Here is a 13,122-nt window from a genome sequence, read left to right as displayed (position 1 = left end):
TCAGTGTCTTTTTTACGTCATCCGCTCGGCATCGGCCGACGTCGGCTTGTCGGTTTGCATGGCCTCAGGGATCGGCAGATTATCAAAATCCACCGATTGAGTTGGTTTGCCTTCTTTAAGTTGAAAGACATACGCAAGAATCGTCGCCACCGCCTTGAACAAGTCGTAGGGGATGGGTCGATCCACTTCGGCATTATAGTACAAAGCACGCGCCAGGGGCGGAGCTTCCACAATGGGAATGTCATTTTCCTGCGCCAGGGTGCGAATCTGCGCTGCCATAAAATCCGACCCGATTGCAAGCACCACCGGCTCATTCATGGTTTCGGCCTCGTACTTAAGGGCCACCGCAAAATGCGTGGGGTTGGTGATCACCACATCCGCTTCCGGCACCTGTTGCATCATACGCTTTTGTGCCGTTTCACGCTGCACCTGACGGATACGCGCTTTCACTTCCGGGCTCCCTTCCTGCTGTTTCTGCTCGTCTTTGACTTCCTGTTTGGTCATTTTGAGCTTGGTGATGTGCTGGTGCATTTGAAACGGTACGTCCACCGCCGCCACCACCAACAGGGCCAACGACACAATAATAAAGGCCTCCGTGATCAACTGCCCGGCATGCGCCAGCCCCTGCTTCGGCGGCTCCACGCCCATGGACAAGACTTCCTGATAGGAATACCAGAGCAAAAACCCGGCAATGATGCTCACCAGGGTAAACTTGGCAAAGGCTTTGAGAAATTCCATCAGCGCATTCATGGACATCATGCGCTTGAGGCCGCTGAGCGGGTTCATCTTGCTCAGTTTGGGAGCCATGGCCTGGGTACTGAAATTCCAGCCGCCCAGCAACGAGGAAGAAATGATGGCGATCAGCACCATCAACAGCAAAAACGGCGTGATCATCCAGATCGAGTCGATCACCATGCCGATAATATGATTGGCCAGCATGCCGGTATCGTAGGCATGCGCACGGTCAAAACTCAGGCCCTGCTTGAACACATCTTCAAACTTGGCCAGCATCCCGCCGCCAAACAGATACAGATAAACCGCTGCACCAAACGTCATGGCAAAAGTGGTCAGCTCCCGTGAACGGGCCACATCCCCTTTTTCCCGCGCTTCCCTGAGTTTTTTCTCAGTGGGTTCTTCGGTTTTTTCGGTTCCGTCCTGGTTCTCAGCCATCGGCTATATCCTGTCAGGGTTGAGTCAAACGCAATTGTGACAACACTTCATCACTGGCATGGATCAGGTGCTGCAAATTGGGTAAGAGCAGCGGCGTAATGAAGATCAACATGGCCAAACCGGCGAGTAGCGTCACCGGAAAGCCCACCGCGAAAATGTTCATGGCCGGCGCAGCTCGGGAAATGACCCCGAATGAGATGTTTACCAGAAGCAAGGCCGTCACCAACGGCAACGCCACCGCCACCCCATAGATGAACATCTGTGATCCGAATTCATACAAAAGCTTCAAACTGTCCTGATTGAAAAACGACACCCCGATAGGCAGGGTTTCAAAGCTGTTAACCACCGCCTTGAAAATGAACACATGCCCGTTCAAAAGCAAAAACAGCAAGGTTGCCATAATAGTGAAATAGCGCCCGATGATCGGCGTATTGACGCCGGTGGCAGGGTCCACCATCTGCGCCATCGCCAGACCCATGGCCATGGAGGCCAGATGCCCGGCAATAACAAACGCCTGAAAGACCACGGCAAACACCAGTCCAATCGCGATCCCGATGCCCAGCTGCTGCACAATCAACATGATCCCATGCAGGGTAAACGGACTCACCGGCGGAGGCAAATCCATGGTCGGCGCCACCGCCAAAGTGATGAACACCGCCAGCATCAGACGCACCCGCATGGGCACATAAGACCCCGACAACACCGGGACCATCAGCAACATGCCGGAGATGCGTACAAACGGCCAGAAATACAAACCAAGCAGCTGCAAAAACTCGCTATAACTGAACGTCATAACGACCGGCTCTCTTTGACGAACGCGGCCATGGAATTTTGACCAGGCCTGGTAACATGCAAGGCCGCCTGCATACACTCACCCGATGAAGTTGGGAATGTTCATAAACAACTCGCGCGAAAAAGACACCAGTGTGGTCAGCATCCAAGGCCCGAGCAACACCATCACCACCCCAACGATGGCCACTTTGGGAATAAAGCTCAGAGTCATTTCGTTGATTTGAGTCGCGGCCTGAAACATCCCCACCAGCAAACCAACCAGCAGGGCTGGAATCAACAGGGGACCAGCCAGCATGAAAATCACTTCGAGCATTCGCTGCCCCACGGATAGAACCGTTTCGGGTGTCATAGCCAGACCTCCATCTAAATCCCACCGCCCGAGACCACAAAACTGTTGGCCAGGGTGCCCATAATCAACGCCCAACCATCGATCAGCACAAACAGCATGATCTTAAACGGCAGGGAAATAATCATGGGCGAGAGCATCATCATCCCCATCGACATGAGCAGCGTGGCCACCACCAGATCGATGATCAGAAACGGAATAAATATCAAAAACCCGATCTGAAACGCCGTTTTTAACTCACTGGTCATGTAAGCGGGAATCAGAATTTTGAACGGCACCTCGGACGGTTCGGTCAGTTGAACTTCCGCCATCTCGGCAAACATGCCCAAATCATCCTGACGCGTCTGCTGCAACATAAACTGATGCATGGGCTTGGACGCAATTTCCACCGCTTCTTTGAATTGAATTTCTTCTTGCAGATACGGCGACACGGCTGTGTCGTATATGCGCTCCAGCACCGGCGACATGATAAACAACGTCAGAAATAACGCCAGACCGATCAACACCTGACTGGACGGGGTCTGCATCGTCCCCAATGCCTGCCTGAGCAGCGCCAGCACCACAATGATCCGCAAAAACGCCGTCATCGCAATCAACACCGCCGGCAACAGCGTCAGCCCCGTCATTAACAACAGGATCTGCATGGTCAAGGTGTAATCCTGATTGCCATCGGCGTCGGTCTGCACGGTAAAAGCCGGAATCCCCGGCTCGGCCCAGGCCTGCACCGACCAGACCATCAGGCTGATCGGCACCAAAGCCAGCAGCCCGAACCAGAAAAGCTGACGTGACCAGGCGGGTAATGTCATGGCTCGGCGCTTCATCGCTCACGCCCCTTGTGAGGGGACTCATTCGACGCGGCGGTACGAGAAAGCGCTTCCTGCAAGCGATTGGCAAACGCATTCGACGTCAATGTCCCGCGTGTGTTCACCTCAATCGGTGTGTCCAATTCTTTCAGCAGGGTGATCTTGGCGGTGGTCACGCCCACCAGCAACTGCTGCTCACCCACCTGCATCAACACAATGCGTTCTTTCTGCCCCACACTCATCACACTCAATACCTTCATCGCCTCACCGGCGACGCCCTGCACTCGCCCAAAGCGCTTCAGCAACCAGGCACTGGCAAAAATGATCAGCAAAATAAAAATCAGCGACAAAATGATCTGCGACACGTAACTGGACGGCTCCAGCCCCGCGGTCATGCCGGTCTCGGGCAGTACTGCTTTCGGCTCGGCCGGTTGGGTCAGAGACGCATCGGCCGCAGGCACCGCCTCCTGCGACCAGCTTTTTCCGGCAAACATCAGTGCGGCCACACCAATCAAAACAATCAAAGGGAATAGAGATTTCATGACCTTGAATTGTAATGGATAATTCACTGCCCTGTCAGTAATTATTCGCCTTCAGACAACCCGCCTGCGTCAGGTATAATGCACAAATTCCAGAGTTAAACAGTCAGAAATTAAGGAACCCACATGCATTCACAATGGCACGCATTTCTTGAATCCCAGGGCGCAACACTCAACGAGCAAGGAGTTGTCACCAGCTGGGGGCAACCCGATCTGGAGCGCATCATGGTCAAACACGGCCCGGTGCGCGCCAGCCTCGCCCACAAAGGACTGATCCGGATCCAGGGCGACGAAGCGTTTAATTTTCTGCAGGGGCAACTGACCAATGACCTCTCAAACGTCACCGACACCCAGGCACAACTGAGCGGGTATTGCGATCCCAAAGGGCAGTTGCTGGGACTGTTTACCGTGTTCAAAATTGACCAGGCCTGGTATCTTCACTGTGACCCCGACGTCACGGACACCGTGGTACAGCGCCTAAACCTGTATAAACTGCGTGCTCAGGTTGAAATCGAAAACGTCAGCGACCAGTTGGTTCAAATCGGCTATGCGGGCGAATTCGCCGACCTGAACATTCAACGACTGCTCGACACCAAAATCAAGGAAACCTATGAGGTCCAGCCGCTGGAAGGGCTGGATGACAGCTATGGAATCAAAGTACCCGGCCCCTATCACCGCTATCTGTTTGTCGCACCGCCGCAACAGGCTGAAACCATCTGGCAGGGATTGACCGGCAATGGCGAAGCCACCAATGACGCCGACTGGCAGCTATTGGACGTGGTCAGCGGGCTGCCCCGCCTGACCCAAGCCACCGCTGGCCAGTTTATTGCCCAATTTCTAAATCTGGACAAACTCGACGCCATCAATTTCCGAAAAGGCTGTTTCCCCGGTCAGGAAGTGATCGCCCGTTTGCATTTTCGCGGCAAGGTTACCAAGCGCATGGTGCGCCTGCACCTCAAAGACAATCAGGCCGAACTGGCCCCGGGCGACACCTTCAAGCTGCTCGACCAGAAAGAAAAGCCCTATAAATTCACCCTGATCAATGCCGCCGAAGACATTGAAGACGGCAAAGTGTGTCTGGCCATTACCACCCTCAAGCCGCTGGAAACGGCTCAGGCCCCACTGACCACCGAAGCCGGTCAGGCGGCCACCATCGAACCGCTGCCTTACGACATCCTATCCGAAGACTGATCCGGCCAACCTTCGTCAGACACAAAAACGCCGCCATGACCTGACACAGTCATGGCGGCGTTTTTAATCAGCGCAATGGAGCCCGACTAAACCTGACGCATGTGCGGAAACAGCAGCACGTCGCGGATGCTCGGCTTGTCGGCGAACAGCATCACCAATCGGTCAATACCGATGCCTTCCCCGGCCGCGGGCGGCATGCCGTGCTCGAGTGCGACGATGTAATCTTCGTCATAGTGCATGGCTTCTTCGTCGCCGGCATCCTTGGCATTGGCCTGTTCACGGAAACGCTCGGCCTGATCTTCGGCGTCGTTCAACTCATTAAAGCCATTGGCCAGTTCCCGACCACCGATGAACAACTCGAAACGATCGGTGATAAACGGGTTGTCATCATTACGACGCGCCAAGGGCGACACTTCCGCCGGGTATTCGGTGATGAACGTCGGATCTTTAAGCTGGTGCTCCGCCGTTTCTTCAAAGATTTCGGTCTGGATTTTGCCCAGTCCGGCTTCGGCGTCCACCTGGATTTTCAAGCGTTCCGCGATGGCACGTGCCGAGGCCACGTCATCCAGATCAGCCGCCGACAGATCCGGGTTGTATTTCAGGATGGCGTCTTTCAGAGTCATGCGGGCAAACGGTTTGCCAAAGTCGTAGGTTTCGCCCTGATAATGCACCTGAGACGTTCCCTGCGTCAAATCCGCCAGTTCTTTCAGCAACTGTTCGGTCGCATCCATCAACTCGGTGTAATCCGTGTAAGCCGCATAAAACTCGACCATCGTGAATTCCGGGTTATGGCGCGTCGACAGACCTTCGTTCCGGAAGCTGCGGTTGATTTCAAACACCCGCTCAAACCCGCCGACCAGCAGGCGCTTCAAATAAAGCTCGGGCGCGATACGCAAATAAAGCGGCATGTCCAACGCATTATGGTGCGTCGCAAAGGGTTTTGCCGTGGCCCCGCCCGGAATCACGTGCATCATGGGCGTCTCGACTTCCATAAAACCTTCACGGATCAGAAATTCACGCACATGCTGCACGACTTTGGAGCGCAGCATAAAGGTGTCGCGACTGTCTTCATTCACAATCAGGTCGATGTAACGCTGGCGGTATTTCACTTCCTGATCCTGCAAACCGTGGAACTTATCCGGCAGCGGACGGATGGCCTTGGTTATCAGCTCAATGTGGGTCACGTGCACCGACAATTCGCCCGTATTGGTTTTAAAAAGCGTGCCTTCGGCCCCGACGATATCGCCCAGATCCCATTTTTTGAACTGGGTGTTGTAAAACCCTTCGGGCAAGGCATCACGGGTCACATAAATCTGAATCCGGCCCTGTGTATCCTGCAGCGTGGCAAAGCTGGCTTTGCCCATAATCCGACGCAGCACCATGCGTCCGGCCACTTTCACCGTCACCGGTTCGGCATCGGCCAGCTCTTCCTTGCTCAAGGCATCGTATTGCTCATGCAAATCAACGGAGACATCGGTACGACGAAACGTGTTGGGATAGGCCTGCCCGTTGTCGCGCAACGCTTGCAATTTGGCTCGTCTTTCCGCAATGATCTGATTTTCATCCACTTCGGGGGTGTCAGCCTGCTTGTTTTTTGCCATACCTTGTTTCCTGATTGATTAAGCGTTAAATAAGTGTGTGAACAACCTCAAGCCCGGTCTTTTTTACCAGGCCTGGTTGATTTTATACCCCGGCTTGCAGATTGGGCACGATAAACTGATCCAGATCGCCGTCCAGCACCGCCTGGGTATTGCCGGTTTCCACATTGGTGCGCAAATCCTTGATACGACCGGAATCGAGCACGTAAGAACGAATCTGACTGCCCCAACCGATGTCGGACTTGTTATCTTCCATCGCCTGTTTCTCGGCGTTGCGACTGAGCAACTCCTGCTCGTATAACTTGGCCCGCAGCTGCTTCATGGCCTCGGCCTTGTTCTGGTGCTGTGAACGCCCCATCTGACATTGCGTCACCGTGTTGGTGGGCAAGTGAGTGATCCGCACCGCCGATTCGGTCCGGTTTACGTGCTGCCCACCGGCCCCACTGGCGCGGTAGACATCAATGCGCAAATCAGCCGGATTGATTTCGATTTCAAAACTGTCATCGATTTCCGGCGACACAAACACCGAAGCGAAAGAGGTGTGTCGGCGATTACCGGAATCAAACGGCGATTTACGCACCAGGCGGTGCACGCCGGTCTCAGTGCGCAGCCACCCAAAAGCGTGATCGCCCTGAATATGGATGGTGGCACTTTTGATGCCCGCCACATCGCCATCGGAGGCTTCCAGAAGATCGGCCTTGAAACCATGGCTTTCCGCCCAGCGCAAATACATGCGCAACAGCATGTTGGCCCAGTCCTGCGCTTCGGTGCCACCGGAACCGGATTGAATATCGAGGTAGGCGTTGTTGGCGTCCATTTCTCCCGAAAACATCCGCTGGAATTCCAACTTTTCCAACAAAGCTTCCAGGCACGTCATTTCCTCACGCACCTCATCGGCCATTTCCTCGTCGTCTTCGGCTTCGACCATCTCCAGCAGCTCTTCCACTGACTGCAGCGACTCATCCAAATCGGTCAGGACGTCCACCACCGATTCCAACTGAGCTTTTTCCTTGCCCAGTGCCTGCGCTTTCTCCGGCTGGCTCCAGACGTCGGGGTCTTCCAGCTCGCGCGCGACCTCTTCTAAACGCTCTTGTTTCTGATCAAAGTCAAAGATACCCCCTCAGCGAATCCCCTCGCTCCCGGAAGTCTTTGATCTGTTGATAAATCGGATTCAATTCCATGCCATGTCCCATTTTCGAACGGTTTCAATTCAAGGGCGCGATTATAGCACCCTGACCTATTTTTTGCACAAAGGCACATTTTGTGCTCAAGTATTCTGGCACGACGTCGTTACGATCCTTACAGGCGCCGAAGACGTGCTTAAAACATAATAAAAATAAAACAGATTGCCCCAAAGACCGGAAAGAAAAGCCAATACATACACACAAGGGGTTAACGTTATGTCCTATTCATATCGTTTGATTGGATTATTGGGCCTGTGTGGCCTGATGGTTTTGGGGACAGGCTGTTCCACCAGCTCGTCATACAAAGGCGGTAAATCCGTCAGCCACGTCAGCGGCAACATCTGCAAAATCACAGATGAAAACCCGCATTATCAGAAAGCAGCGTTACTGTCCGAGCAAAAATGGGGGACGCCCGCCAACATTCTACTCGCCATTGTTCACCAGGAATCCCGGTTCCAATCCGATGCCCGCCCTCGCATGAAATACGTCGGTGGCGTCCCGGTCGGCCACATCTCATCCGCCTACGGCTATTCGCAGGCGCTCGATGGCACCTGGGGCGAATACCGCAGAAACACCGGCAACATGGGCGCCCGACGTAACAACATTTACGATGCCATGGATTTCATTGGCTGGTACAACCACCAGACCTATGAGCGCTCAGGCATCGCCAAAACAGACGCTTACAACCTGTATCTGGCCTACCACGAAGGTCAGGGTGGATATAACCGCGGTACTTATCACAAAAAACCCTGGCTGAAACGCGTGGCCAAAAAAGTGCAGAATCAAGCTTATGCCTACAACAGTCAACTTGATACCTGTACGATCTATGTGGACGCGGGTGATCGGCCAAACTCGACTCTGAAGCCGACCAAGGTGGCAAAAAAAGCTCCTGTGCAGGCGGAACCCAAACGCCCCGCACCGGATCAACTGGCGGACAACCGCGATGTGGCATCGCACAGTGTGGCTGATCTTTTTGGCAAAAAGCGCACCGCACCCGCCAAAACTGAAAAAACGAGCTCCGCTGATCTGCCCCCACCCAGCAGCTGCCGCAACTGGCCTTACTGTTAACCTCTTTCAATTCGCACCGAGGCATCTCATTCCAGGATGCCCGGTGTATCAAACCACCTCGAATCTGCCTGCCTGAACGTCATCATTTAGGGCATATTTCCTGCCTGTCGCCGCCACACCGGCTGAAACTGATCGATCTGGAACGTGTGCGCCTAGGCCTGCTGGTTCATCCTGTGTAGCAGACGGCTAAGTGACGACACAGACAGGCATGCATAAGCCGAGATTGCTTGCAACCAAAGAGGAAAGAAAGAAAAGAAGGAAGAAAGGAAGTCAATAATTGGTCGGGACAGTAGGATTTGAACCTACGACCCCCGCCACCCCATGACGGTGCTCTACCAGACTGAGCCATGCCCCGATTATTGAAGTCGCTATTATAGCGACATTGCCCGTGGTTTCAAGCGCTCTGCCTGCACCGAGTCGAGATATTTTTCACCCAACCGGCTCACCCCCACCTCTGCGCCATCGCAGAAGGGGTCAGTTTCAGGTAATGGCGCTGGGTTAACCACCCCATGATCACCAGAATCGTGCTGCCCAGCAGCACACTCAGCGCCCAGAGCATCGGGCTCAACTGTGGCGTCATCTCCAGCACAAACTGACTGATCAACAAGCCAGTGATCTGAGCGAAGGTGGCCGCAAGCAACCCGGCCAGAGCACCCAGCAGCGCAAACTCCATCAACCCGACTTTCAACACGGTGACTTGCGAAGCGCCAATGGTGCGCAACAACAGCCAGCTTTGAATCCGACTCTGCTGGCTGGCCATGGTTGCCGTCAACAGCACAATCAGACTGGCGGCCAGAGTAAACCCATAGAGCCCGGAAACTGCCCAGCTGGCCTGACGCATAATGGTCTGAATCTGTTCCATAATGCGGCCGGCATCGATCACCAGCACGCCAGGGGCCTCACGCCCCATCACCTGCATCAATGCCTGCGGCGTGGTATCCGTTTGTGACAGAGCAAAATTCCCCAAATAAGAAATCGGCAACGACCCTGAGGGTTGCGGCTGCACCACAAAAAAGAAATTCAACCGAAAACTCTGCCAGGTCACCTCCCGGAGACTGTTGATCACATAAGTCTGACGCTGGCCACTGAAATCAAAAGTCAGCGTCTGGCCGAGTTTCAGGCCATACAGTTCGGCGATGCCCTGCTCGACGGACACAAACGGCAGCTCGGAGGCTGCCTGCTCAGCCTGAGAGCGCTGAGCCACAATCCGGTTGTACTCTGGCGGTGAAGGCATCACTGCGATATTGGCTTCACGCTGAAGCAGTCGTTTGCCGCGTGAAGAGCTCTGATCTTCGGCCCGAATCGGGGCGCCTTCGACCGCCACCAGACGGCCGCGCGCCATCGGAACCAGATCCGTATCGATGCCCCGTTCGCTCAATAACCGAATCACCGTTTCTTTTTGATCGGGTTGAACATTGATCACAAACGTATCAGGGGTGTCCGCCGGCAGCGACAACTGCCAGTTGGTCATCAGATCGGCCCGCACAAACGTCATCAGCATCAACACAAACAGCACCAGCCCGATCGACATCAGTTGAATTCTGACCAGGCCCGGTGAACGCGTCAACGCCGCAATCGACAGTTTCAACCAGCCACTGGCGTGACGCTGCCAGTGATTGAGCGCCCAGATCAGAACCTGAGCGGCCAGATATAGCAACCCAGCCATCACGGCCACCGCACTGAGAACCCACCAGCTTCCGGCACTGATCAGGGCCATCACCAGCAGAATCAGTCCCAGGCTCGCCAGCCAGTGTTGCATGGGAACCGCATCTGAGATGGTTTTGAGAAGCGCCACCGGTGGTGTGGCCACCGCACGACGAAACGCCTGCCAAGCAAAGCTCCACAACACCAACACCCCCATCAGCAATCCATATAGACTGACGCCGCGCCAATCCGACAGCACCAACGGGTCAAAATAATGCGCCAGCAATGGCGTCACCGCAACAAACAACAGCTGCCCCAACAAGACGCCGATCAACGCCGCCCCCAGCGCCAGCGCCATCAGCTGCACCGCAAACAGACGGGTAATCCGTGCACGGGTCGCGCCCAAGGCACGCATCAAGGCAATCATATTTTGCCAGCGCCCCAGGTAAAACCGGCTGGCAATCAGAATCGACAGGCCGGCCACCAACACCGCAGACAAACCGGCCAGATCCAGAAACTGCCAGGCCGTGTCCAACGCCTGCCCCAGGTCCTCCGACGGTGACTGAGCCGAACGCACCTCCAAACTCGGCGTATCGGCCTCGCGCACAGCCCGAGTAAAGGCTTCCACCGATGCCGCGTCGCCGGCCACCGACAGATGGTAACTGACCCGACTGCCAGGCCCTTTCAGGCCGGTTTGATCGAGTTGGTCCAGTGCCACGCGCATTTCGTAGGCAAAGGCAGTCATTCCCAGACCCGATTGATTGGACGCATAGGTCGCGGCCAGTTCAAAGCTGCGGTTGCCGAGCACAATCGAACTGGGCGGTTGCGTATTCAACCCCATCAGCGGCACCAGCGCCTGCTCGGCCCACACCTGATTGGACTGCGCTGGAATGCGAGGCAGGTCGCCACTGCCCCGCAGCGGCAGATTGGGGCTGACGCCTTTGAGACGCACCAACTGAAACGCGCTGCCCCCTTTGGCGTCGTCCACGGAGGCCATGGTTACCAGCGTTTGTGACTCGGCCACAGACAGGTCCAACTGCTCGGCCAGTGCCCGCCAGCGATCGCCAATCGGGCGCGAACTCTCAAGCACCGTGTCCGCACCCAGATTCATCGCGGCTTTGCGCACCATGCTTTCCTTCGCGGTGTCGCCCAGACGCTCCACAAAGGTGACGGTCGCACTGGCGATTACCACCGCCAGCATCAACCAAAGCCAGTCGCCTTTTTTCAGCCCCCGCCACAGCCAGCGAACGCTGGTTGCGGCATCAGTCATTCGTTGCATGCACCGGCTCCAATCGTCCTTCGGTGAGTTGATACGCTTTTTGGCAATGGCGAGCAAAGGCTTTATCGTGCGTCACCAGCACCAGCGTGGTATGGGTGCGAGCATTCAGATCAAACAGCAGCTCCTGAACATGGCCGGCGGTCACCTCGTCCAGATTGCCGGTCGGCTCGTCGGCAAACAACACATCAGGTTCGGTGACAAAGGCCCGTGCCAGCGCCACCCGTTGCTGCTCACCGCCCGACAATTGCGCTGGCCGGTGATGCACCCGCTCTGACAGCCCGACCTGATCGAGCGCCGCCAAAGCTCGTTCGCGCGCCTGCGGCATCTGAAAAAGCTCCAACGGCATGAGCACGTTTTCCAGCGCGCTCATGCTGGGCATCAACTGAAAGTTCTGAAACACAAACCCGACCGCCTGGGCCCGCACCGCTGCCCGCTGATCTTCCTGCAGACGGTTCAGGCACTGACCCAACAAATGCACATTGCCCTCAGTGGGCAACGCCAGCCCCGCCATCAAGGACAACAAGGTGGACTTGCCCGACCCGGAACGTCCAATGATGGAGACGCTCTCACCACGCTGGACACGTAAGTCACAGCCCTTTAATATACGAAGCAATCCCGGCTCGGCCGCGCGCCCATCGTCAGACGGGGTCTGCGACTGCTGGGGCACACAAAAGCCGACCTGATCCAGCTTCAGGACGGGGTCTCGGTCAGTATTGGATGAATCAGAAGGATCAGTCATGGGTGTCTCTCAATGCCAAATCAGTTGCCAGGGCCAGGCCCGCGCCGCACAAACTCCTGTCTGGGGTCGGCGGCTGGGCTCGCTAGCATGGCTGGTTCTGCTTTTGTTGGGAATCGGTTTAAGTTACTCAAGTGTAACGCAAGCCCAACCAAAACCCAAACTCAGTGACCACGGCACTCTTCTGGTCTTTGGCGACAGTTTGAGCGCCGCCTATGGATTGGACACGCAACAGGGCTGGGTGGCGCTGCTGCGTCAAAAACTGACGCAGGCGCAGAGCAACATCCAAGTCGTCAATGCAAGTCTGAGCGGTGAGACCACCTCCGGCGGAAAAAACCGCCTGCCGCCACTGTTGGCCCGACACCAGCCTGATTGGGTGATTTTGGAGCTGGGGGCCAACGACGCTTTGCGCGGACAAAATCTGCGCGCGACCCGGAGCAATCTGATGAAGATGGTGGAACAGAGCCAGCAACAAGGGGCTCAGGTGCTGCTACTGGGGATACGCGTGCCCAGCAATTACGGCCCGGCTTACGATCGCCTGCTGCAACAGACGTTTGTGGAGGTCAGCGAACGCACCGGGGCTGCGCTGGTGCCGTTCTTTCTAAAGCCTGTGGCGCTCAAACCGGAACTGATGCAGGACGACCGCCTGCATCCCAATGCCGACGCCCAACCGGTGATTCTGAATTACCTCTGGCCAGACATTGAGGCGCTTTTGCAGACGGACTGAACGCCATGCGACCCGTTTTTGACCAGGCCTGGTCAAAATAGCCAA

The 13,122-nt window shown here is 55.7% G+C and carries 12 protein-coding genes and 1 tRNA gene; 3 read left to right on the top strand and 10 right to left on the bottom strand.

Translation table 11 applies throughout. From position 1 onward, the window contains the following. Window positions 1-12: 12 nt before the first annotated feature. The 5 genes from flhB to fliO form a co-directional block, all read right to left on the bottom strand. The gene (gene flhB, locus AVO41_RS08415) at window positions 13-1,170 is read right to left on the bottom strand and encodes a flagellar biosynthesis protein FlhB (RefSeq protein WP_068585539.1); all 1,158 of its coding nucleotides are present in this window, start codon (window positions 1,168-1,170) and stop codon (window positions 13-15) included. Between the two features lie 13 nt (window positions 1,171-1,183). Beyond that, entirely contained in the window at window positions 1,184-1,963 is a 780-nt protein-coding gene (fliR, locus tag AVO41_RS08410; protein ID WP_068585536.1) for a flagellar biosynthetic protein FliR, read from the bottom strand. A gap of 78 nt (window positions 1,964-2,041) precedes the next feature. Continuing rightward, the gene (gene fliQ, locus AVO41_RS08405; RefSeq protein WP_068585533.1) at window positions 2,042-2,311 is read right to left on the bottom strand and encodes a flagellar biosynthesis protein FliQ; all 270 of its coding nucleotides are present in this window, start codon (window positions 2,309-2,311) and stop codon (window positions 2,042-2,044) included. 14 nt (window positions 2,312-2,325) lie between these two features. Then, window positions 2,326-3,045: a flagellar type III secretion system pore protein FliP gene (fliP, locus tag AVO41_RS08400; RefSeq protein ID WP_304437704.1), complete on the bottom strand. Its 720-nt coding sequence runs from the start codon at window positions 3,043-3,045 to the stop codon at window positions 2,326-2,328. An 80-nt stretch (window positions 3,046-3,125) separates the two neighbouring features. Next, window positions 3,126-3,653 (bottom strand): flagellar biosynthetic protein FliO, encoded by a 528-nt coding sequence (fliO, locus tag AVO41_RS08395; protein ID WP_068586073.1) that lies wholly within the window; start codon window positions 3,651-3,653, stop codon window positions 3,126-3,128. Window positions 3,654-3,776: 123 nt separating this feature from the next. Here fliO and AVO41_RS08390 point away from each other — a divergent pair, with 123 nt between their 5' ends. Next, window positions 3,777-4,841 (top strand): folate-binding protein YgfZ, encoded by a 1,065-nt coding sequence (locus AVO41_RS08390; RefSeq protein WP_068585531.1) that lies wholly within the window; start codon window positions 3,777-3,779, stop codon window positions 4,839-4,841. Between the two features lie 86 nt (window positions 4,842-4,927). On the opposite strand, the gene lysS is transcribed toward AVO41_RS08390, so the two are convergent. Continuing rightward, entirely contained in the window at window positions 4,928-6,442 is a 1,515-nt protein-coding gene (lysS, locus tag AVO41_RS08385; protein ID WP_068585529.1) for a lysine--tRNA ligase, read from the bottom strand. Between the two features lie 82 nt (window positions 6,443-6,524). Then, window positions 6,525-7,620, bottom strand: a protein-coding gene (prfB, locus tag AVO41_RS08380; RefSeq protein WP_153003518.1) for a peptide chain release factor 2 whose coding sequence is annotated in 2 segments (ribosomal slippage) — window positions 6,525-7,547 and window positions 7,549-7,620 — 1,095 coding nt in all. Because the reading frame shifts where the segments join, the coding sequence is not laid out codon by codon here. Between the two features lie 219 nt (window positions 7,621-7,839). Here prfB and AVO41_RS08375 point away from each other — a divergent pair. After that, window positions 7,840-8,691: a transglycosylase SLT domain-containing protein gene (locus tag AVO41_RS08375; protein WP_153003517.1), complete on the top strand. Its 852-nt coding sequence runs from the start codon at window positions 7,840-7,842 to the stop codon at window positions 8,689-8,691. A 278-nt stretch (window positions 8,692-8,969) separates the two neighbouring features. Here the strand turns inward: AVO41_RS08375 and AVO41_RS08370 are convergent. The 3 genes from AVO41_RS08370 to AVO41_RS08360 all read right to left on the bottom strand — a co-directional run bounded on the left by AVO41_RS08370 (window position 8,970) and on the right by AVO41_RS08360 (window position 12,353). Beyond that, window positions 8,970-9,046 (bottom strand) — tRNA-Pro (locus AVO41_RS08370). A gap of 87 nt (window positions 9,047-9,133) precedes the next feature. Further along, entirely contained in the window at window positions 9,134-11,614 is a 2,481-nt protein-coding gene (locus AVO41_RS08365; protein ID WP_068585523.1) for an ABC transporter permease, read from the bottom strand. Next, window positions 11,598-12,353, bottom strand: coding sequence for an ABC transporter ATP-binding protein (locus AVO41_RS08360; protein ID WP_082676666.1), 756 nt, complete (start codon window positions 12,351-12,353; stop codon window positions 11,598-11,600). The genes AVO41_RS08365 and AVO41_RS08360 overlap by 17 nt, the downstream gene beginning before the upstream one ends. Here AVO41_RS08360 and AVO41_RS08355 point away from each other — a divergent pair. Then, the gene (locus AVO41_RS08355) at window positions 12,352-13,077 is read left to right on the top strand and encodes an arylesterase (RefSeq protein ID WP_082676664.1); all 726 of its coding nucleotides are present in this window, start codon (window positions 12,352-12,354) and stop codon (window positions 13,075-13,077) included. The two genes, AVO41_RS08360 and AVO41_RS08355, sit on opposite strands and share 2 nt — an antisense overlap. Window positions 13,078-13,122 lie beyond the last annotated feature (45 nt).

Origin of the sequence: Thiomicrospira sp. WB1 (assembly GCF_001507535.1) — a bacterium.
Classification (GTDB): Bacteria; Pseudomonadota; Gammaproteobacteria; order Thiomicrospirales; family Thiomicrospiraceae; genus Hydrogenovibrio.
This window is presented reverse-complemented; position numbering and strand designations above follow the sequence as displayed.